Origin of the sequence: Streptomyces sp. NPDC005791, from assembly GCF_042871485.1 — a bacterium.
GTDB lineage: Bacteria > Actinomycetota > Actinomycetes > Streptomycetales > Streptomycetaceae > Streptomyces.
This window is the reverse complement of record NZ_JBIAIP010000022.1, coordinates 21,434-40,794: the sequence shown is the minus strand read 5'-3', so window position 1 is coordinate 40,794 and position 19,361 is coordinate 21,434. Positions and strand designations below refer to the sequence as shown.

Here is a 19,361-nt window from a genome sequence, read left to right as displayed (position 1 = left end):
ATTCACGCCTCCTCGGGCGCCGAGGGCCGTTCACCCTCGGTATCCGTGCACCTGACCCGGACCGCGAAATGTCCCGCCGACAGGGGTGCTGCACGCGACAATGCCCCCATGGGAAAAACATACGACCGCATAGACGGACGGCTCAGGACCTTCATCGAGGCACAGCCGCTCTTCTTCACCGCCACGGCGCCCCTGGACGGTGACGGCACGGTCAATCTCTCGCCCAAGGGGATCAGCGGCTCGTTCGCCGTCGTCGACGAACAGACCGTGGCCTACCTCGACTTCGCCGGCAGCACCGCCGAGACCGTCGCCCACCTGCGGGAGAACGGGCGCATCACTCTGATGTGGTGCGCCTTCCAGGGCCCTCCCGACATCGTCCGCGTGCACGGCCGCGGTGAGCCGGTCTTCCGTGACGACCCGCGCTTCCCCGGGCTGCTCGGCCACTTCCCGGACATCGACCCCACCCCGCACGGGCTGCGCGCCATCATCGTGGTGACGGCCGACCTGATCCGGGACTCCTGTGGTTACGGGGTGCCCTTCATGTCGTACGACGAGGACCGCTCCCTGCACTCCGACCGCTTCCGGCGCGAGGACGACGCCAGCCTGAACAGGTATTTCGAGAAGAAGCCCGACATCGCCACCAGCATCGACGGACTGCCGGGACTCCCTCTGCCGCTGCCCGCGATGCCCACGCCGGCTGCGGGGTGAGCCACTGGGCCGTACGGAGCAGGCGCGGTGGGGGCGGGCCGCCGCGCCCCGTACGGTCCGGGGCATGCGCAGATTCCTGGTGACCGCGTCGGTCCTGCTGGCGCTGGCCGGCTCACTCGCGGCGCGGCCCGCCGGACCGCCGCCCCTTCCGCACCGGCTGGCCGACACGGGCGGCGGTACGCAGCTGATCACCGCCGAGGCACCCGGAACGGCCTCCACCACGGGCACGGTCACCTGGTGGGACCTGCGCGGTGGTGGATGGGTGGCGGCGGGTTCGGCACCGGCCCGCTTCGGGGCGAACGGCCTGACCGAGGGCGCCACCCGCGCCCAGGGCACGAACACCACGCCCACCGGGCTGTACGACCTGCCGTACGCCTTCGGGATCGGGGCCGCCCCGCCAGGGACCCGCCACCCCTACCGTCGGGTCGTCGAGGACTCGTGGTGGTGCCAGGACAACGCGTCCCGTGCGTACAACCGCTGGGTGGAGCCGCGGCCCGCCGACTGCCGCGCAGCCGAGGCCGAACACCTGGTCAGCTATGCCACCCAGTACGCCCGTGCGCTCGTCATCGGCTTCAACTACCACCGGCCGGTACGCGGCAGGGGCGCCGGAATCTTCCTGCACGTCGACGGGAAGGGCGCGACCGCCGGCTGTGTGTCCGTACCGGCGGCCGCCATGGACCGGATCCTGGCCTGGGCAGAACCGGCCCGCCGTCCGCACATCGCGGTCGGGACGGCATCCGGCCCGACCGCGATCACACGCTACTGAGGACCGGGTCAGCGGTCGTTCTGCGCCAGCCGCAGCAGGTGGTCGGCCAGCGCCTGTCCGCCGTTGGGGTCGCGGCTGATCAGCATCAGCGTGTCGTCCCCGGCGATCGTGCCGAGGATCGCCTGGAGTTCGGCCTGGTCGATGGCCGAGGCGAGGAACTGCGCGGCGCCCGGAGGCGTGCGCAGCACCACCAGGTTGGCCGAGGCCTCCGCGGAGATGAGCAGCTCGGCCGAGAGCCTGCGCATCCGCTCCTCCTTGGCCGACCCTCCGAGCGGCGCCTGCGGGGTGCGGAAACCGCCCTCGCTCGGCACCGCGTAGATCAGCTCGCCGCCGGTGTTGCGGATCTTCACCGCACCGAGCTCGTCCAGGTCGCGGGAGAGCGTCGCCTGGGTGACGCTCAGCCCGTCGTCGGACAGGAGCCTGGCCAGCTGGCTCTGGGAGCGCACCGGCCGGCGGTTCAGGATGTCCACGATCCTGCGGTGGCGTGCCGTGCGGGTCTGCGGTACCGACGGCCCGCCGTGGTCGGTTTCCTGCGCCTCGGTCATCGTCGTCGCCTCATTCTCCGGATCGTCACTCTCCGGATCGTCCGTCCCCGTAAGCCGCGTCGAGAGCTCCCGGCAGGATCCGCAGGAACGCGTCCACCTCGGCGTCACCGATGATCAGCGGCGGCATGAGCCGTACGACGTCGGGGGCGGGCGCGTTCACCAGGAGTCCGGCTCCCTGAGCCGCCTGCTGCACCTTCGGTGCGAGGGGCCCGGTGAGCACGATACCCAGCAGCAGTCCGGAGCCGCGGACGTGGGAGACCAGCGGGTGGCCGAGGCCCTCGACGCCGTCCCTGATCCGCTCGCCGAGCCGCTTCACCTCGTCCAGGGTGGCGTCGGCGGCCAGGGTGTCCAGCACGGCGAGACCGGCGGCGCAGGCGACGGGGTTGCCGCCGAACGTCGTGCCGTGCTGACCGGGCTTCAGCAGGTCGGCCGCGGCGCCGAACGCGACGGTGGCGCCGATCGGCAGTCCGCCGCCGAGCCCCTTGGCCAGGGTGACCACGTCGGGCTCCACGCCTTGGTGGGCCTGGTACTCGAACCAGTGACCGCAGCGGCCGATCCCGGTCTGCACCTCGTCCAGGACGAGCAGTGTGCCGGTGGCCCGCGTGATCTCCCTGGCCGCCTCCAGATAGCCCTTGGGCGGGACGGCGACGCCGATCTCACCCTGGATCGGCTCGATGACCAGCAGGGCCGTGTCGGTCGTCACCGCGGCCCGGAGCGCCTCGACATCGCCGTAGGGCACGTGCGTGACGTCGCCGGGCAGTGGCAGGAACGGCTCGCGCTTGCCGGGCTGGCCGGTCAGCGCGAGGCTGCCCATGGTCCGGCCGTGGAAGCCGCCGTCGGTGGCCACCATGTGCGTGCGCCCGGTCAGCCGGCCGATCTTGAACGCCGCCTCGTTGGCCTCGGCCCCGGAGTTGCAGAAGAAGACCTTGCCCGTACGCCCGGAGAGCTGGAGCAGCCGCTCGGCGAGCGCGACGGGCGGCTCGGCGGTGTAGAGGTTGGAGACATGGCCGAGGGAGGCGATCTGCGTGGAGACGGCCTCGACCACCGCGGGGTGGGCGTGACCGAGCGCGTTGACCGCGATGCCGCCGACGAAGTCGAGGTACTCGGTGCCGTCGGCGTCCCACACCCTGGCCCCGGCGCCGCGTGCCAGGGCCAGCTGCGGGGTGCCGTAGTTGTCCATCAGGGCGTTCCGCCACCGCTGTGCGGTCTCTTCGTTGCTCATGACTCCCCCTGCGGTACGTCCGGTGCGTCCGGCACGACCATCGTGCCGATGCCCTCGTCGGTGAAGATCTCCAGCAGGATCGAGTGCTGGACCCTGCCGTCGATGACACGCGCGGTCTCGACGCCGTTGCGTACGGCGTGGAGACAGCCCCGCATCTTCGGCACCATGCCGCTCGAGAGGTCGGGCAGCAGCTTCTCCAACTCGGTGGCGGTGAGGCGGCTGATGACGTCGTCGCTGCTCGGCCAGTCCTCGTAGAGGCCCTCGACATCGGTGAGGACCATCAGCGTCTCGGCGTCCAGCGCGGCGGCGAGTGCGGCGGCCGCGGTGTCGGCGTTGACGTTGTAGACGTGGTTGTCCTCGGCGGAGCGCGCGATGGAGGAGACGACCGGGATCCGGCCGTCGTCCAGCAGCGCCTGGATCGCCCCGGTGTCGATCTCGGTGATCTCGCCGACCCGGCCGATGTCGACGAGCTCGCCGTCGATCACGGGCCGGTGCTGGACGGCGGTGATCGTGCAGGCGTCCTCACCGGTCATGCCGACCGCGAACGGGCCGTGCTGGTTGAGCAGTCCGACCAGCTCACGCTGGACCTGCCCGGCCAGCACCATGCGCACGACGTCCATGGCCTCGGGCGTGGTGACGCGCAGCCCGGCCTTGAATTCGCTGACCAGGCCCTGCTTGTCGAGCTGGGCGCTGATCTGCGGGCCGCCGCCGTGCACGACGACGGGCTTGAGGCCGGCGTGCCGCAGGAAGACGACGTCCTGGGCGAAGGCTGCCTTGAGGTCCTCGTCGATCATGGCGTTGCCGCCGAACTTGATGACGACGGTCTTGCCGTTGTGCCGGGTGAGCCAGGGCAGCGCCTCGATGAGGATCTGCGCCTTGGGCAGCGCGGTGTGCTTCCTCGCGGCGCTCATGAGCTGTACGCGCTGTTCTCGTGGACGTACTCGGCGGTCAGGTCGTTGGCCCAGATGACGGCGGACGCGTCCCCCGCCGCGAGGTCAGCGGTGATCCGGACCTCCCGGTAGCGCATGTCGACCAGCTCGCGGTCCTCGCCGACACTGCCGTTCCTGCACACCCAGACGTCGTTGATGGCGACGTTCAGCCGGTCGGGCTCGAAGGCGGCCTTCGTGGTGCCGATCGCGGAGAGGACGCGGCCCCAGTTGGGGTCCTCGCCGTGGATGGCGCACTTGAGGAGGTTGTTACGGGCGATGCTCCGGCCGACCTCGACGGCGTCGTCCTCGGTGGCCGCGTTGACCACCTCGATCCGGATGTCCTTGGAGGCACCCTCGGCATCGCCGATCAGCTGCCGGGCGAGGTCGGCGCAGACGCTCTGCACGGCCTGGTCGAACTCGGCCTGCGCGGGGGTGACTCCGCTCGCGCCGGAGGCGAGCAGCAACACGGTGTCGTTGGTCGACATGCAGCCGTCGGAGTCGACCCGGTCGAAGGTGGTGCGGGTCGCGGCGCGCAGCGCGGTGTCGAGGACGGATGCGTCGACGTCGGCGTCGGTGGTGAGGACGACCAGCATGGTGGCGAGGCCGGGGGCGAGCATGCCCGCCCCCTTGGCCATGCCGCCGACGGTCCAGCCGTCGCCGCTCGCGACGGCGGTCTTGTGGACGGTGTCCGTGGTCTTGATGGCGATGGCGGCCTTCTCACCGCCGTGCGGGGTGAGGTGGGCGACCGCCTTGTCGATGCCGGGGAGGAGCTTGTCCATGGGCAGCAGCAGGCCGATCAGACCGGTGGAAGCGACGGCAACCGTGCCGGCGCCGTGTCCGCCCGTCCCGTCGTACCCGGCGCTGTTCAGGGACTCGGCGGTCTTCTCGGCGGTGGCGTGGGTGTCCTGGAAGCCCTGGGGTCCCGTACAGGCGTTGGCGCCACCGGAGTTGAGGACGACCGCGGTCACTTCGCCGCCCTTGAGGACCTGCTCCGACCAGAGGACCGGTGCGGCCTTGACGCGGTTGGAGGTGAAGACTCCCGCGGCGGCGCATCGCGGCCCCTGGTTGACCACGACGGCCAGGTCCAAGCTACCGCTCTCCTTGATTCCGGCGGCGATGCCCGCCGCCGAGAATCCCTGTGCTGCCGTGACGCTCACGGTGCGACTCCGATCGTGGAAAGGCCTGTGTCCTCGGGAAGTCCGAGGGCGATGTTCATGCTCTGCAGGGCGCCTCCGGCGGTGCCCTTGGCGAGGTTGTCGATGGCGCTGATCACGATGATCCGCCCGGCCGCCACATCGTGGGCGACCTGGATCTGCACGGCGTTGGACCCGTACACGGCCGCGGTGGCGGGCCACTGCCCCTCGGGCAGCAGGTCGACGAACGGCTCGTCGGCGAAGGCCTTCTCGTACGCCGCGCGGAGCGACTCGGCGCTCACCCCGGGTTTCGCCTTCGCGCTGCAGGTGGCGAGGATGCCACGGGGCATGGGCGCGAGGGTCGGCGTGAACGACACGGACACGGGCTCGCCGGCCGCGGCGCCGAGGTTCTGGATCATCTCGGGGGTGTGCCGGTGGACCCCGCCGACGCCGTACGGGGACATGTTGCCCATGACTTCGGAGCCGAGCAGGTGCGGCTTGGCCGCCTTGCCCGCGCCGGAGGTGCCGGACGCGGCGACGACGACGGCCTCGGGTTCGGCGAGACCGGACGCGTACGCCGGGAAGAGTGCGAGGGAGACGGCCGTCGGGTAGCAGCCGGGCACGGCGATGCGCTTGGCTCCCTCGAGTGCCGCGCGGGCCCCTGGCAGCTCGGGCAGCCCGTAGGGCCAGGTGCCGGCATGCGGCGAGCCGTAGAATTTCTCCCAGTCGGCAGGGCTCTCGAGCCGGAAGTCGGCGCCCATGTCGACGACGAGCACCTCGTCACCGAGCTGCTCGGCCACGGCGGCGGACTGTCCGTGCGGCAGGGCGAGGAAGACGACGTCGTGCCCGGCGAGCCCCTCTGCCGTGGTCGGCTGGAGAACGCGGTCCGCGAGCGGCCTCAGGTGCGGCTGCAGCGCGCCGAGCCGCTCACCGGCGTTGGAGTGGCCGGTGAGGGCCCCGATCTCGATCTGGGGGTGGGTGAGGAGCAGGCGGAGCAGCTCCCCGCCGGCGTATCCACTCGCTCCTGCCACTGCCGCACGTACCACCATCGGACATCCTCCTCATCGATGGCATGACTATACGCAGCAATGCAGGTTTATGCAAAGAGCACCGCTGCGACTCCGCCAGCCCGCTGACGCCTCCGCCGCCGTTCACGATCCGGAGCCTCAGGGCATGAACGTGCCCACGATCGAACCGTGGCTACGGCGGCACCATGGCGCGCCTGCGACGCCCCGGGCGGACCCGGGCGGGCGTCCCGCGTGGTGAGGCGAGCGCGGCGGAATTTCGGTTACATGGCCTGAGGACCTGCCTGGACGGCGCGAGCGCGGACACACGGATGGGAAGTGAGCGGTCATGGACGAGATCGTCGACGAGATCGGTCGGGTGCACCGGGAGGTCGGCACACGACGTGTGGGGTCGGACGAGGCGGGCACGGTGCTGTTGCGACGCGTCTTCGACGCGGCGCCCGCCGACGTCTGGGAGGCGGTGACCTCGCAGGAGCGGATCGCCCGGTGGTTCCTCCCGGTGACCGGCGACCTCCGGGCCGGCGGGAACTACCAGCTGGAGGGGAACGCCGGCGGGGAGATCCTCGAGTGCGTACCCCCGGAGCGGCTGCGGGTGTCCTGGCTGTTCGGCCCCGACCCCGGCTTCAGCGAGGTCGAGGTGAGGCTCGCACCGGAACACGGCAACCGGACGGTGTTCGAGCTGGAGCACGTGTCGGTCATCCCGGAGGAGTTCCGGAGCCAGTACGGGCCCGGGGCCGTCGGTATCGGCTGGGACCTGGCTCTCCTGGGCCTCGGGTGGCACCTGACGGGCGGCGGACTCGGTCCGGAGGAAGCCGTGGAGTGGCAGACCTCACCCGAGGCCAAGGCTTTCGTGGGGCGCTCGGGTGAAGCATGGGGACGCGCGTTCGCGGCCGCCGGCGCGGACCCCGAGACCGTGACCGCGACGACGGTGGCGACCGTCGCCTTCTACACGGGCGAATAGGTACGCGCGTCCGGTCGCCGGCGGCGAGGAGTTCCTCCACCGCCTGGACGTCCCGCTCGCGCACGTGCGGCGACGAGCCGGCCGTCGCCGCACGGCACGTCAGTCGCGGTCGTCCCGCTCGGCGGCCCGGGCAGCGTCGCGCTCCTTGATCCGCACCGCTTCCTTACGGACCTCCGCCTGGGTGGCGCGCTCCTTCTGCAGCCACTCCGGGCCGTCTTCCTTCAGGGCGTCGATCTGCTCGGTGGTGAGGGGCTCCGTGACACCGCCACGCGCGAGGCCGGCGATGGAGACCCCCAGCTTGGAGGCGACGACCGGTCGGGGGTGGGGACCGTTGCGGCGCAGCTCCTGCAGCCACTGGGGCGGGTCGGACTGCAGCGCGTTCAGCTCGGCGCGCGAGACGACGCCCTCCTGGAACTCGGCGGGGGTGGCTTCGAGGTACACACCCAGCTTCTTCGCCGCGGTGGCGGGCTTCATCGTCTGGGTGGTCTGGTGCGACGTCATGGTGTCCAGGGTATCGAGCATGTGCGCCACCTCCGACCACGGCCGGTAACCTGGCGGGGTGACAGGCTCGGAAGTACCCCCTGCGTTCCGGCTCGCCTACGTCCCGGGCGTGACCCCGACCAAGTGGGTGCGGATCTGGAACGAGCGGCTGCCCGGTACCCCGCTGGCCCTCGTCGGCGTACCCGCCGCCGAGGCAGCCGGTCTGCTGCGCGACGGCGGCGCGGACGCCGGCTTCGTGCGGCTGCCCGTCGACCGTACGGACCTCAGCGCGATCCCCCTCTACACGGAGACGACCGTGGTCGTCATCCCCAAGGACCATGCGGCGACCGCCGTCGAGGAGATGGCGGCCGAGGACCTCGCCGAGGAGATCGTGCTGCATCCCCTCGACGACCCCCTCGACTGGGAGCGTCCGCCGGGCCGACCCGCGTTCGAGCGGCCCGCCACGACCGCGGACGCCGTCGAGCTGGTGGCGGCGGGGGTCGGGCTGCTCGTCGTTCCGCAGTCGCTGGCCCGGCTGCACCACCGCAAGGACCTCACCTACCGGCCGCTGACCGGCGTCCCCGAGTCGCGGATCGCCCTGTCGTGGCCGGAGGAGAAGACCACCGACCTGGTGGAGGAGTTCATCGGGATCGTCCGTGGGCGGACCGTCAACAGCACCCGCGGCCGTCCGCCGACGCCGCCGCAGCCCAAGGCCACGCGCGCCGCCAGGAAGAACGGCGCCCCGCACAAACCCGCGGCGGGCAACAAGACCTCCCGGGGCGGCTCGGGCGCCAAGCAGTCCAAGGGCGGCGTCAAGCGCGGAAAGCCCCGCCGCAGGCCGTAGGGGGTGGGGCGCCCCCTACCCGTAGTACTTCGGAGCTACGCGTCAGGTGCGCTCCCAGGCGTGACGCCGTCGACACGGGTCGCTCCATAACTTCGGTACCGGATTCAACGAGAACCATCCGGTACGGAAGGACTTCCCCATGGCGTCCCGCCCACGGAGCAGCCGCACGCGGCGTGCCCTGCTCGCCGCACTCGTCACCGCTCGGTGGCGCTCCCGGTGTCGGGGGCGGCCCGCCCCGCCGCGGTTCCGGCACCCGCCCCCGCCGCGCCGCGCCCGCTGGGCACCGCGGAGCCCTCGGTGCTGGAGGCCAGGTATGCGGCCGGGCGGGAGGAGATCCGGGCGGCACGGGACATGGCCGCCCGTCACGGTGACCGGCGACGGGCCACCACGCTCACAGGCATGGCGGCCCCGGGGCGCACCTTCCTGATGTTCGACGGGCGGGACGGCGGCCGGAGCGCGGAGGTCTTCGGGGACCTGTCGGGGGCGGAACGCATCGCCGTGCTGGTGCCGGGAGCGGGCGTCGACCTCGATCATTACGGGCGCTTACGGCGTGGTGCCGAGGCGCTCCTGGGCGAACTGGGCGACAGGTCCGCCGTCGTCGCGTGGCTCGGCTACCGGACGCCTGCCACGATGGGCCCCTCCTCCCTCACATCGGGCCTGGCCGAGGAGACGGCCCCCCGTCTGCGGGCCTTCGTACGGGAGTTGGGCGAGGCCGCACCCTCCGCCCGGGTGTCCCTCCTCTGCCACTCCTACGGTTCGGTGGTCTGTGCCCGGGCCGCACCCGGGCTCGATGCCACGGACCTCGTGCTGTACGGAAGTCCCGGCACCGGGGCAGACAGCGCCGCCGCACTGGGCACCCGGGCCACGGTGCGGGCGGGCCGGGGCGGTGACGACTGGATCGCCCGGGTTCCACATCTCGAGCTGCGGCTGCCGTTCGTCACCGTCGGGTTCGGGACGGACCCGGTGGCACCGGAATTCGGCGCCGAGGTCTTCGACGCGGGTGACGCCGGCCACAGCGACTATCTGCGGCCCGGCTCCGTCTCGCTGCGCAGCCTGGCCGCCATCGTCGCGGGCACGGCCGGGGGCCGTCATGCGTGACGCGCGGCTCCCCGGCACACGTGCCCTCGTACGGCGGATCGACGCGGCGACCCCCCGGGAGCGCGACCGCGCCGTCGACGCGCTGCGCGCCTTCGCCATCCTCGGCGTGGTGTGCGGCCACTGGTTGGTGACGGCGCTGGTCGCGGACAGCGGCACCCTGCACGGCGCGAGCCCGCTCCAGCACATGCCCCGGCTCGCCCCCGTCTCCTGGCTGTTCCAGACACTCGCCGTCTTCTTCCTGGTGGGCGGCCAGGTGGGCGCGAAGGGGTACGCCTCGGCCCGGGCCAGGGGCGAGTCCTACGGGCAGTGGCTGGGGGCCCGGCTGGGCCGCCTGTTCCGGCCGGTCGCCGTCGTGACCGTCGTGTGGGCGGCGGCGGCCGGCGTGATGCTGGCCTCGGGGGTGGACGAGGGGACGGTACGCACGCTGGGCAAGCTCGTGTGGTCGCCTTTGTGGTTCCTGCTGGTGTTCGCGGCGCTGACGGCGGCGACCCCGCTGGTGGCGCGGCTGCACCCGCTGTGGCCGCTCGCCGTCGTCCTGCACGTCGACCTGTTCCGGCTGGGGTTCGACGGTCCGGCCGCCCTGGGCTGGATCAACGTCGTCGCGGGCTGGCTGGTCCCCTACTGCCTGGGGGCGGCCTGGGCGCGGGGCGGGCTGAGCGACCGCCGGACCGGATGGGTCCTGCTGCTCGGAGGCGTGGTGGCCACGGCGGGTCTGGTGCTGTTCGCCGGATACCCCGCCGCCATGGTCGGCGTACCGGGCGGCACGCTCTCCAACCTCGACCCGCCGACGCTCGCCGTCGTCACGTTCGGGCTCGCCCAGTGCGGTGCGGCCCTGCTGCTGCTCGGGCGTCTGCGGCGGGTGCTCGCGCGGCCCGCGCCGTGGGCCGCGGTGGCTCTGCTGAATCTCTCCGCGATGACCGTCTTCCTGTGGCACCAGACCGCGATGATCGTGGTCACGTCGACCGCCCTGTTCCTGCGCGGCCCTCTTCCCGGGCTGCATACGGTCCCCGACGGCCCCGGCTGGGTGCTCGCCCGGCCGGCCTGGCTCCCGGTGTTCGCCCTGGTGCTGCTGGTGTGCCGGGCCGCGTTCGGGGCGTACGAGCAGCGGGGCGGCGGCCGTTCGACCGTCGTACGGCCGGGTTCCCCTCCCCCTGCCCCGGAGTCGCGCCATGTCTAAGCTGAGCGGCATGACGGGGGCTGGGGGGCGGATCACGGCGGCGCTGCGCGGGCTGCCGCACAGGTTGCGCGAGGACCTGTGGACGTCCCCCGTCGATCCGGTGCCGCCCATGGGTGCGCCCGGATCGCCGGTCTGGCAGCCGGTGTTCGGGATGCTGCTGACGCTCGGGGTGACGGTCGTCGCCGTGTGGCACGTACCCGATCTGGTCCCGCACGGCGCCGCCGTCCCCGAGTACGCGGTGCTGCTCGTCACGGGCCAGGCCCTGGCTCTGCTCGCCGGGTTGTGGCAGCCCCTGTACGCGTGGTGGGGCTCGCTGGTCCTGATGGTCGTCAGCGTGCGCATCACGGCGTCCGTGATGACGCCCGGCGAGCTGTTCCCCTGGACCGGCCCCGAGATGGTGCTGCAGAGCGGGGCGCTGTACCTGCTGACGCTTCGGGTGCGTCCGCGCCGGGCAGCACTCGCGCTCGCGCTGAGCCTGCTGGCGGGGCTGGCGGCCGGCGTCACCACCAGGCCCCACCACTACTCGCTGGGCATCGCCGCGCCGGTCCTGCTCGCGGCCGTGGTCATCGGGGCCGCGCTGCGCGCCCTGCGGGTGGCCCGCACCCAGCTCGTCGTACAGTCCGGGCTGACCGAGGAGGAGCGGTCCCGGCGCACCCTCCTGGAGGAACGCAACCGTATCGCGCGCGAGCTGCACGACGTGGTCGCCCACCACATGTCGGTGATCTCCATCCAGGCGCAGGTCGCCCCGCACCTGGTCGACGATCCGTCGGACGAACTCCGGGAGAACCTCGCCGGCATACGGGAGAACGCCGTGGAGGCGCTGGCCGAGCTGCGCCGGGTGCTCGGCGTGCTGCGCTCGGAGGACGCCGTGGCGGACGGGCTGCGGCACGCCCCGCAGCCCACCCTGGACCGCTTGGACGAACTGATCGGCAAGGTCAGGGGCGCGGGCCTCACCGTCACGGCGGAGAGCACCGGCAACCGCCGCCCGCTGCCGCCAGGGGTCGAACTGACGGCCTACCGCATCGTGCAGGAGGCGCTGAGCAACGTACTGCGGCACGCCCCGGGGGCGCGGGCCCGCGTGGAGGTCGGCTACCACTCCGCCGCCGTCTTCGTCCGGATCACCAACACCGCCCCCGACACACCCGCGACACCCGCCCGGGGCGTCGGGCACGGGCTGCTCGGCATGCGCGAACGCGCCGCCATGCTGGGCGGCGACCTCACCCATGGCCGGACCCCCGGCGGGGGTTTCGAAGTAGTGGCGACGCTCCCCCTGGAGGACCCCGCATGACCATCCGCGTACTGATCGCCGACGACCAGATGATGGTCCGCCAGGGCTTCACGGTGCTGCTGAACGCCGAGCCCGGCATCGAGGTCGTCGGACAGGCGGTGGACGGCCTGGACGCACTGGAGAAGGCGGCCCGACTCGCCCCGGACGTCGTGCTGATGGACATACGGATGCCCCGCCTCGGCGGAATCGACGCGACGCGACGCCTCACCGAGGCGCCCGGCCCCACCGTCCGGGTCCTCGTCCTGACCACCTTCGACCTCGACGAGTACGTGTACGAGGCGCTGCGCTCAGGGGCCTCCGGCTTCCTGCTGAAGGACGCCTCGGCCGACGAACTCGCCCAGGCGGTACGTGTGGTGGCGGCCGGTGACGCCCTGCTCGCCCCCAACATCACCAAGCGCCTGATCGCCGAGTTCTCCCGGGTGAGCACCGGCCCCCGCGCTCCCAGCCGGGAGCGTGTCGGCGCTCTCACCGAACGCGAGACGGAGGTCCTGTCCCTCGTCGCACAGGGTCTGTCGAACGCCGAGATCGCGGTGCGCCTGGTGGTGGCGGAGCAGACCGTGAAGACCCATGTGAGCCGGATCCTGGTGAAGCTGGGCCTGCGCGACCGGACCCAGGCCGCGGTGTACGCGTACGAGTCGGGACTGGTGCGCCCGGCAGGCTACTGAGCGCGGCTCACAGGGCCCCGTACACCGCGCCGATCAGCGCCATCTTGCGGGGGTCGTCGGCGATGTGCGGGCCCATACGGTTCATCACGTAGCCGAGCGCGATCCCGGCCTCCGGGTCGGCGAGACCGCAGGAGCCGCCCGCCCCGTCGTGGCCCACGGCACGCGGGTTGGGGCCGTAGGAGGAGTTGGGGCCGCTCAGCCAGAGGCCGAGGCCCAGCTCGGTCTCGTGGGCGAAGCCCGCTCCGAGCACCAGGTCGCGGCAGCTGCCCTGGCCCTCGCGGACGCGCTCGGCCGCTTCCTCCGACAGGATCCGCCGGCCGTCGAGGGTGCCCCGCCCGGCGAGGATGCCGTAGAGGGAGGCGATCGCGCGGGCGGTGCCGTGGCCGTTGGCGGCGGGAATCTCCGCGGCGCGCCACTGAGGGGTGTTGGCGGCGGCGATGCCCGTGCCGGGGTTGAGCAGCGAGGCGATGGCCACCGGCTCCATCGCGGCGAACAGGGCGGCCTGTTCACGGGAGACGGCCTTCGACTGGACCAGTTCGGCCACCCGGCCGGCGTCCTTCTCCGGGAGGCCCACATGGAAGTCGATGGAGAGCGGTCCGGTGATCTCCTTCCGCAGGAACTCCCCGGGCAGCAGGCCGGTAACCCTGCGGATGACCTCACCGACGAGGAAGCCGTACGAGATCGCGTGGTAGCCGGAGCGGGTGCCCGGTTCCCACCAGGGCTCGGTGGCCGCGAGGCGGGCCGTGGTCAGTTCCCAGTCGTAGAGTTCGGCCAGCGTGTGCGGGTCGCGCAGGCCCGCGACCCCGGAGCGGTGCGAGAGGAGGTGGCGTACGCGGACGGCTTCCTTGCCCGCGGCGGCGAATTCGGGCCAGTACGCCGCCACCGGGGCGTCCAGGTCCAGAAGACCGCGGTCCACCAGGATGTGGGCGCAGAGCGCGGTCGGGCCCTTCGTCGTGGACCAGACGTTGACCACGGTGTCCCGCTCCCACGGGCGGGTCCGCTCCCCGTCGGCCCAGCCGCCCCAGAGGTCGACCACGGGGTGGCCGTCGAGCAGGACGGTGACCGCCGCGCCCAGTTCGTCGCGCTCGGCGAAGTTCGCCGCGAACGCGTCGCGTACCGCGGCGAACCGGTCGTCACAGTGGCCTTGGATCTGCGGCACAGGTCTCTCCTCGTCTCGGTGCCACGCACCATACCGACTGGTCGGACTGGCGTGAAGACGCCGTGCGCACAGTTACTGCGACCAGGTGATCCGGTCAGCGCGGAAGCGCTCCCAGGCTGAGGCTCCAGCGGCCGGGCAGTCCGGTGATCGTCACCGTGGACAGTGGACGGACGTCGACGTTCCAGTACGTCGACGGCGGCGCCTTGAGGGCGTACACCAGCGCCGCGCGGACGACGGCGGGTTCGGCGACGGCGACGACGGCGCCCTCGCGGACCGGTCGGGTGTCGAGCCAGCCCCCTACCCGGGATATGAAAGCGAGCAGGGATTCGCCGCCGTGCGGGGCCGATCGCGGATCGGCGAGCCAGGCGTCGACACCGGCCGGCTCGTGGGCGGCCACCTCGGACAGGGTCAGGCCCCGCCAGCGGCCCATGTCGCAGTCGCGCAGCGCGGGCTGGACGAGAGGGGCGAAGCCGAGGGCGTCACCGGTGGCACGGCTGCGCGGCGTGGGCGAGCAGTAGCGCAGCTCGGCGGCGCCGAGCGGCACCAGTGCGTGCGCGGCGAGCTCGACCTCGCGCCAGCCGTCGTGGTCGAGCGGCCGGTCGTCGTCGAAACGCTCGGCGAGAAGGGCGGAGCTGCGTGCTGCGGCGACCAGGGACACCCGAACACTCATGGGCGCGATCGTGGGGCCGGGCGCCCTGCCGGTCAAGAGGCATGACAGCCGCACGCGTACACCTCGCTCAGCCCGCCTGGAGGCACATCCACATGTCCGGTTCGGTGAGCGGGGCGAATCCGAGTCTCGCGTACACCCCGTGGGCGTCCTTGGTGGCGAGCAGGAACCTGCGCACCCCCGAAGGGGCCAGCTCGTCGCGGACGGTGGTGACGAGCCGGGTGCCGAGTCCCTGGCCTCGGGCCGCGCGATCGACGTAGACATCGCATATCCACGCGAATGAGGCGCGGTCGGTGACCACGCGCGCATAGGCGTCCTGCCTGCCCGAAGACAGGTCGTAGACCCCGAAGTTGAGCGATCCCGCGATCATCCGGTCCTGCTGTTCACGGGTGCGCCCCAGGGCCCAGTAGGCGTCCGTGGACAACCAGTGGTGGATGCGGGCCGCATCCAGCCGCGTGGGGTCGTCGGAGATCTCGTAGCGCTGTGCGGCGGAGGTGTCGTGGTCGTTCATCCGGGGAGGTTACCCGCCCATCGTTCCCACCTCGTCCACGGCGGTGCGCAGCCTTCCCACCCCCTCGGCGATCTCGGTGGAGCCCGAGACCGCTGCGAAGCTCAGCCTGATGTGTCCGGCGGGCGGTTCGGCGCAGTGGTAGGGGCGCCCGGGCGCGACGGCGACGCCGGCCCGCAGGGCGGCGGCGACCAGGGCGGGCTCCTCGGCTCCCGGCCCCGGGAGCCGGAGCCAGATGCTGCCTCCGCCCGACGGCACGTGCGCCAGGACGAGTCCGGGCAGCCGACTGCGCACGGCGGCCGTCATCGCGGTACGGCGGCTGCCGAGTTCGGCGGCCACGGTACGCCGGTGGCGCTCCCAGGCCGGGGAGCCGACGAGTTCGAGCGCGGCCTCCTGGAGCGGGCGCGGCACGAAGAAGCTGTCGACGACCTGGATCGCGCGCAGTCGCTCCCTCACGGGCCCACGGGCGGCCAGCGCCCCGACACGGAGACTGGGTGACGTGATCTTGGTGAGGGAGCGCACATGGATCACGACGCCGTCCGGGTCGTCGGCGGCCAGGGGCTCGGGCAGCGGGCCGGCGTCGTCGTGGGCGAGGTGGCGGGCGAAATCGTCCTCGACGACGAAAGCACCCGCCTGCCGGGCCGCCCGCACGACGCGCTCACGCCGTTCGGGGGCCAGGACCACACCTGTCGGGTTGTGGAAGAGCGGCTGACAGACGAAGACCTTGGCCCCGGTGGCACGGAACGCGGCTTCCAGCAGATCGGGCCGCACCCCGTCGGCGTCCATCGGCACAGGCACCGGCCGCAGACCGGTGGCGCGGGCGGCCGCCAGCATGCCCGGGTAGGTGGGCGATTCGACGAGGACCGGGGCGCCGGGCGGGGCGAGGGCACGCAACGCGGTGGCCAGGGCACTCTGCCCGCCCGCCGTGACCAGGACGTCGGGCCCGGTGAGCGTGCCGCCGATCTCCCGGGCGAACCAGGCCCGCAGGTCGGCCAGCCCGCAGGTGGGCGGCCTGCCCCAGGCGCCCGGCCTGCGGCCTGCCCGGGCCAGTGCGGCGGCGAGGGCCCGCTCGGGCTGGAGGCCGGAATGAAGGTAGCCGCCGTTGAATTCGATGACACCGGACGGAGGTGCGGCGAGCGTGACGAGGACACCCGAGGCGTCGACGGTACGCGGCACGACCTCGGGCCCGCCGGCCCCGCTGAGCGACACCTCCTGCCAGGAGGTGTCGCCAGGAACGGGCACGGCGACGCGGGCCTCGGCGCGGAAGGCTCCGGAGCCGGGGCGGGTGACGACCAGCCCCTCGGCGGCGAGCTGGGCGACGGCCCGGGAGACGGTGACCGGACTGACCTTGAACCGCTCGACGAGTGCCCGACTGGACGGCAGCTTTCCACCCGGAGAGTAGCGGTCAAGCTCACCTTTCAGGCATGTCACCAGTTCCGACACACTGCTACGCTCATGCATGACAGCACAGAATAGCGCTATCGGAGAGACAGCGATAGCGGTTGACGCCGGACACGAGGACCCGACGGTGCGCCGCAGCCCCGGAGGCGGCCTCCTGCTCGCGGGGCTCGGCGTCCTCGCCTTCTCGCTGACCTTTCCCTCGACGGTCTGGGGTCTGGAGAGTTTCGGCCCCTGGTCCCTCGTCGCCCTGCGCAGCATGCTCGCGGCACTGATCGCGGGATGCGCCCTGCTGGCGGGCCGGGTGCCGTTGCCCGCGCGCCGCCATCGGGCCGGTCTCGCGGTCGTGGCCGGCGGCGTGGTGGTGGGATTCCCGTTGCTGACCTCGCTGGCTCTGCAGACCTCCACGAGTTCGCACGCGGCGGTGGTGGTGGGGCTGCTGCCGCTGACGACCGCGCTCCTGGCGACCGTGCGCACCGGCTCGCGTCCGCCGCGCGCCTTCTGGGCCGCGGCGCTGGCCGGGGCGGCCGTGGTGATCGCCTTCACGGTCCAGCAGAGCGGCGGGAAGCTGTCCGGCGGCGATCTGTATCTGTTCGGGGCGCTGCTGGTCTGCGCGGCGGGTTACACGGAGGGCGGCAGGCTGGCCAAGGTGATGCCGGGCTGGCAGGTGATCGGCTGGGCTCTCGTCTTCTCCCTGCCACTCGCTGTGGCGGGCGCGGCCGTGGGACTGGCCTTCGAACCGGTGCACCTGACGGCGCGCGGGGTGATCGGACTCGTCTGGGTCGCCGCCGTGTCCACCTTCCTCGGGCTGTACGTCTGGTACCGGGGCATGGCGGAGATCGGCGTCCCCCGGGCCAGTCAGCTCCAGCTGGCCCAGCCGTTGCTCACCCTGGTCTGGTCGTTCCTCGCCCTCGGCGAGGAGGTGTCCGCCGCCGCCCCGGTGGCGGCGGTGGCCGTGCTGGTCTGCATCGCCGTCACCCAGCGCGCGGGGAGCCGCTAGAGCGGACGTACGAGAGCCGACGCGCCGGTCCGGTCATAGACTTGTCGACATGGACCGCCATCCGTGAGGAGGTCACCCCGATGGAGGCACACACGGGCGACCGGCTGCTGACGCACGGCAGGACCGTGGGACAGCACGACCGGGTCGCAGAGATCATCGAGGTGCTCGGCGACGGGGGCAGTCCCCCGTACCGCCTGCGCTTCGAGGACGGGCACGAATCGATCAGGTCCCCGGGCCCCGACAGCGTCGTCCAGCACACCGCCCCGGAGGACCGGAAGCGGTAGAGCGCGCGTGTGCCGGGGACACGAGTGGCCCCCGGCACACGCGGCCGGTCCGGTCAGCGGGGTGCGCGGGCCCGGGTCCGGTAGTGGTCGGCCACCACCCGGGCCATCGCCCCGACGGGATCGGACTTCACGTGCTTCGCGGAGAAGTAGACGTGGCCGCCCACCTCAGGATGGTCCGCGGCGAGATCGAGGTGCCGGGAGAGTTCGGCCGGGTCCTGCCAGGCGGCGGGTTGCGCGGGATCACCGGCCTTGTAGAGGGCCTCGCCCACGTACAGGTCCACACCGGTGCCACGGACCGTCTCGGCCCACCACGGCAGCAGCTTCGCGTAGTCGGCGGCGGAGAAGCCGATGTTCCAGTAGATCTGAGGACAGATGTAGTCGATCCAGCCCTCCTTCACCCACGTACGGGTATCGGCGTGCAGGTCGTCGTAGGTCTGTACGCCGGCCCTGGTGTCCGACCCCAGGGCGTCGGTCGCCTTGTTGCGCCACACCGCGAAGGGGCTGATCCCGAACCGGACGCCGCTCCTGACCTCCTTGACCCGCGCGGCCGTCTCACGCACCAGCCGGTCGATGTTGTCACGGCGCCAGGCCGCCTTGTCCGCGAATGCCCCGCCGTGACGCTCGTACGCGGCGTCGTCGTCGAAGACCTGGCCCGCCACCGGGTAGGGGTAGAAGTAGTCGTCCCAGTGCACCGCGTCGACGGCGTACCGGCTCACCGCGTCCAGCATGGCGTCCTGGACGAACTTCCTGACCTCGGGCAGACCCGGGTTGTAGTAGAGCTTCCCGCCGTACGGCAGGATCCAGTCCGGGTGCAGCCGGGCGGGGTGGGAGGCACTGAGGCGGGAGGGGTCCGTGTGGTTCGCCACCCGGTACGGGTTGAACCAGGCGTGCAGTTCCAGACCGCGCGCGTGGGCCTCGCGCACGGCGGTGCCCAGCGGGTCCCAGCCCGGGTCCTTGCCCTGGACACCGGTGAGGCACTGGGCCCACGGCTCGTGCGGCGAGGGCCACAAGGCGTCGGCGCTCGGCCGGACCTGGAGAACCACGGCGTTCAGCCGCAGGGCGACCGCGCGGTCGAGGTGTGCGATCAGCTCGGCCTCCTGGGCCGCGGCGCTCAGGCCCGGCTTCGAGGGCCAGTCCAGGTTGGCGACCGTGGCGATCCACACACCCCTCAGCTCGCCCGTGCCCGCTCTGCGGCCCCGGCTTCCGTGCCGGGCGTGACCCGGTCCACGCACGGCGACGGCATCACCCGCCGTCAGCAGAGCGGCGACCGTGCTCGCCGCGCCCATCACCAGCGACCTCCGGCTCATACGACGCATCTGTGCACCTTTCGTTTCGCTGTTCCGTACGTCACGACGGCAGTGCGTGACGCAGATCATGCCCCCTGCGCACCGCACGACCCGCAGCTCACCGAAGCCGGATCGCGGAGTAACGTCGTGGGGTCGAGGCGGCCACCGGAATCAAACGGGAACTGCCGCACGGGATCAGCGAAAGGCACGAGGTGACG

Annotated in this window: 20 protein-coding genes and 1 pseudogene; 10 read left to right on the top strand and 11 right to left on the bottom strand. The window is 72.4% G+C overall.

Annotated elements, in window-relative coordinates; all coding sequences use genetic code 11:
* Positions 1–108 precede the first annotated feature (108 nt).
* Positions 109–708 carry a pyridoxamine 5'-phosphate oxidase family protein gene (locus tag ACFYSH_RS31200; protein WP_359469836.1) on the top strand — a complete coding sequence of 200 codons (600 nt, stop codon included), beginning with the start codon at positions 109–111 and terminating at the stop codon, positions 706–708.
* Positions 709–772: 64 nt separating this feature from the next.
* On the top strand, positions 773–1,474 hold the full coding sequence (locus tag ACFYSH_RS31195; protein WP_388756917.1) for a L,D-transpeptidase: 702 nt from the start codon (positions 773–775) through the stop codon (positions 1,472–1,474).
* 8 nt (positions 1,475–1,482) lie between these two features.
* Here the strand turns inward: ACFYSH_RS31195 and ACFYSH_RS31190 are convergent, their stop codons facing one another.
* The 5 genes from ACFYSH_RS31190 to argC are packed head-to-tail and all read right to left on the bottom strand — an operon-like array spanning position 1,483 to position 6,352.
* Complete coding sequence (locus ACFYSH_RS31190) at positions 1,483–2,019, bottom strand: arginine repressor (RefSeq protein WP_359469830.1); 537 nt, start codon at positions 2,017–2,019, stop codon at positions 1,483–1,485.
* A 25-nt stretch (positions 2,020–2,044) separates the two neighbouring features.
* A complete protein-coding gene (locus ACFYSH_RS31185) occupies positions 2,045–3,241 on the bottom strand; it encodes an acetylornithine transaminase (protein ID WP_359469827.1) in 1,197 nt (398 codons plus the stop codon).
* A complete protein-coding gene (gene argB, locus ACFYSH_RS31180; protein ID WP_359469824.1) occupies positions 3,238–4,152 on the bottom strand; it encodes an acetylglutamate kinase in 915 nt (304 codons plus the stop codon). The genes ACFYSH_RS31185 and argB overlap by 4 nt, the downstream gene beginning before the upstream one ends.
* A complete protein-coding gene (argJ, locus tag ACFYSH_RS31175) occupies positions 4,149–5,327 on the bottom strand; it encodes a bifunctional glutamate N-acetyltransferase/amino-acid acetyltransferase ArgJ (protein WP_359469821.1) in 1,179 nt (392 codons plus the stop codon). Before argJ ends, argB begins: the two co-directional genes overlap by 4 nt.
* A complete protein-coding gene (gene argC, locus ACFYSH_RS31170) occupies positions 5,324–6,352 on the bottom strand; it encodes an N-acetyl-gamma-glutamyl-phosphate reductase (protein ID WP_359469818.1) in 1,029 nt (342 codons plus the stop codon). Before argC ends, argJ begins: the two co-directional genes overlap by 4 nt.
* Before the next feature lie 304 nt (positions 6,353–6,656).
* Between argC and ACFYSH_RS31165 the strand changes: the two genes are divergently transcribed.
* Entirely contained in the window at positions 6,657–7,289 is a 633-nt protein-coding gene (locus ACFYSH_RS31165; RefSeq protein ID WP_359469815.1) for an SRPBCC family protein, read from the top strand.
* A gap of 99 nt (positions 7,290–7,388) precedes the next feature.
* Here ACFYSH_RS31165 and ACFYSH_RS31160 read toward each other — a convergent pair whose 3' ends face one another.
* Positions 7,389–7,790 (bottom strand): DUF5997 family protein, encoded by a 402-nt coding sequence (locus ACFYSH_RS31160; RefSeq protein WP_359470089.1) that lies wholly within the window; start codon positions 7,788–7,790, stop codon positions 7,389–7,391.
* Positions 7,791–7,848: 58 nt separating this feature from the next.
* Between ACFYSH_RS31160 and ACFYSH_RS31155 the strand changes: the two genes are divergently transcribed.
* The 5 genes and pseudogenes from ACFYSH_RS31155 to ACFYSH_RS31135 all read left to right on the top strand — a co-directional run bounded on the left by ACFYSH_RS31155 (position 7,849) and on the right by ACFYSH_RS31135 (position 12,841).
* Positions 7,849–8,613, top strand: coding sequence for a LysR family substrate-binding domain-containing protein (locus ACFYSH_RS31155; protein ID WP_388756912.1), 765 nt, complete (start codon positions 7,849–7,851; stop codon positions 8,611–8,613).
* A 139-nt stretch (positions 8,614–8,752) separates the two neighbouring features.
* Positions 8,753–9,711, top strand: a pseudogene (locus tag ACFYSH_RS31150) (alpha/beta hydrolase).
* Positions 9,704–10,888: an acyltransferase gene (locus ACFYSH_RS31145; RefSeq protein ID WP_359469807.1), complete on the top strand. Its 1,185-nt coding sequence runs from the start codon at positions 9,704–9,706 to the stop codon at positions 10,886–10,888. The pseudogene ACFYSH_RS31150 and the gene ACFYSH_RS31145 overlap by 8 nt, the downstream one beginning before the upstream one ends.
* Positions 10,881–12,176, top strand: coding sequence for a sensor histidine kinase (locus ACFYSH_RS31140; RefSeq protein ID WP_359469805.1), 1,296 nt, complete (start codon positions 10,881–10,883; stop codon positions 12,174–12,176). Before ACFYSH_RS31145 ends, ACFYSH_RS31140 begins: the two co-directional genes overlap by 8 nt.
* A complete protein-coding gene (locus ACFYSH_RS31135) occupies positions 12,173–12,841 on the top strand; it encodes a response regulator transcription factor (RefSeq protein ID WP_359469801.1) in 669 nt (222 codons plus the stop codon). The genes ACFYSH_RS31140 and ACFYSH_RS31135 overlap by 4 nt, the downstream gene beginning before the upstream one ends.
* Before the next feature lie 7 nt (positions 12,842–12,848).
* Here ACFYSH_RS31135 and ACFYSH_RS31130 read toward each other — a convergent pair whose 3' ends face one another.
* The 4 genes from ACFYSH_RS31130 to ACFYSH_RS31115 form a co-directional block, all read right to left on the bottom strand.
* Complete coding sequence (locus ACFYSH_RS31130) at positions 12,849–14,000, bottom strand: serine hydrolase domain-containing protein (RefSeq protein WP_388756906.1); 1,152 nt, start codon at positions 13,998–14,000, stop codon at positions 12,849–12,851.
* A 94-nt stretch (positions 14,001–14,094) separates the two neighbouring features.
* Positions 14,095–14,670: a histidine phosphatase family protein gene (locus ACFYSH_RS31125; RefSeq protein ID WP_388756902.1), complete on the bottom strand. Its 576-nt coding sequence runs from the start codon at positions 14,668–14,670 to the stop codon at positions 14,095–14,097.
* A gap of 67 nt (positions 14,671–14,737) precedes the next feature.
* Positions 14,738–15,178, bottom strand: a complete 441-nt coding sequence (locus ACFYSH_RS31120; protein ID WP_359469791.1) for a GNAT family N-acetyltransferase — start codon at positions 15,176–15,178, stop codon at positions 14,738–14,740.
* Between the two features lie 9 nt (positions 15,179–15,187).
* Complete coding sequence (locus ACFYSH_RS31115; protein ID WP_388756899.1) at positions 15,188–16,636, bottom strand: PLP-dependent aminotransferase family protein; 1,449 nt, start codon at positions 16,634–16,636, stop codon at positions 15,188–15,190.
* Here ACFYSH_RS31115 and ACFYSH_RS31110 point away from each other — a divergent pair.
* Both ACFYSH_RS31110 and ACFYSH_RS31105 read left to right on the top strand, forming a co-directional pair.
* Positions 16,635–17,573, top strand: a complete 939-nt coding sequence (locus ACFYSH_RS31110) for a DMT family transporter (RefSeq protein WP_388756896.1) — start codon at positions 16,635–16,637, stop codon at positions 17,571–17,573. The genes ACFYSH_RS31115 and ACFYSH_RS31110 overlap by 2 nt on opposite strands.
* Before the next feature lie 80 nt (positions 17,574–17,653).
* Positions 17,654–17,857, top strand: a complete 204-nt coding sequence (locus tag ACFYSH_RS31105) for a DUF1918 domain-containing protein (RefSeq protein ID WP_325746537.1) — start codon at positions 17,654–17,656, stop codon at positions 17,855–17,857.
* A gap of 53 nt (positions 17,858–17,910) precedes the next feature.
* On the opposite strand, the gene ACFYSH_RS31100 is transcribed toward ACFYSH_RS31105, so the two are convergent.
* Complete coding sequence (locus ACFYSH_RS31100) at positions 17,911–19,173, bottom strand: glycoside hydrolase family 10 protein (protein WP_388756893.1); 1,263 nt, start codon at positions 19,171–19,173, stop codon at positions 17,911–17,913.
* Between the last annotated feature and the right edge of the window lie 188 nt (positions 19,174–19,361).

Coding starts and splice junctions, on each gene's coding strand:
- ACFYSH_RS31200 (WP_359469836.1), top strand. CDS start 109: ATGGGAAAAACATACGACCGCATAGACGGACGGCTCAGGACCTTCATC.
- ACFYSH_RS31195 (WP_388756917.1), top strand. CDS start 773: ATGCGCAGATTCCTGGTGACCGCGTCGGTCCTGCTGGCGCTGGCCGGC.
- ACFYSH_RS31190 (WP_359469830.1), bottom strand. CDS start 2,019: ATGACCGAGGCGCAGGAAACCGACCACGGCGGGCCGTCGGTACCGCAG.
- ACFYSH_RS31185 (WP_359469827.1), bottom strand. CDS start 3,241: ATGAGCAACGAAGAGACCGCACAGCGGTGGCGGAACGCCCTGATGGAC.
- argB (WP_359469824.1), bottom strand. CDS start 4,152: ATGAGCGCCGCGAGGAAGCACACCGCGCTGCCCAAGGCGCAGATCCTC.
- argC (WP_359469818.1), bottom strand. CDS start 6,352: ATGGTGGTACGTGCGGCAGTGGCAGGAGCGAGTGGATACGCCGGCGGG.
- ACFYSH_RS31165 (WP_359469815.1), top strand. CDS start 6,657: ATGGACGAGATCGTCGACGAGATCGGTCGGGTGCACCGGGAGGTCGGC.
- ACFYSH_RS31160 (WP_359470089.1), bottom strand. CDS start 7,790: ATGACGTCGCACCAGACCACCCAGACGATGAAGCCCGCCACCGCGGCG.
- ACFYSH_RS31145 (WP_359469807.1), top strand. CDS start 9,704: ATGCGTGACGCGCGGCTCCCCGGCACACGTGCCCTCGTACGGCGGATC.
- ACFYSH_RS31140 (WP_359469805.1), top strand. CDS start 10,881: ATGTCTAAGCTGAGCGGCATGACGGGGGCTGGGGGGCGGATCACGGCG.
- ACFYSH_RS31135 (WP_359469801.1), top strand. CDS start 12,173: ATGACCATCCGCGTACTGATCGCCGACGACCAGATGATGGTCCGCCAG.
- ACFYSH_RS31125 (WP_388756902.1), bottom strand. CDS start 14,670: ATGAGTGTTCGGGTGTCCCTGGTCGCCGCAGCACGCAGCTCCGCCCTT.
- ACFYSH_RS31120 (WP_359469791.1), bottom strand. CDS start 15,178: ATGAACGACCACGACACCTCCGCCGCACAGCGCTACGAGATCTCCGAC.
- ACFYSH_RS31110 (WP_388756896.1), top strand. CDS start 16,635: ATGACAGCACAGAATAGCGCTATCGGAGAGACAGCGATAGCGGTTGAC.
- ACFYSH_RS31115 (WP_388756899.1), bottom strand. CDS start 16,636: ATGCATGAGCGTAGCAGTGTGTCGGAACTGGTGACATGCCTGAAAGGT.
- ACFYSH_RS31105 (WP_325746537.1), top strand. CDS start 17,654: ATGGAGGCACACACGGGCGACCGGCTGCTGACGCACGGCAGGACCGTG.
- ACFYSH_RS31100 (WP_388756893.1), bottom strand. CDS start 19,173: ATGCGTCGTATGAGCCGGAGGTCGCTGGTGATGGGCGCGGCGAGCACG.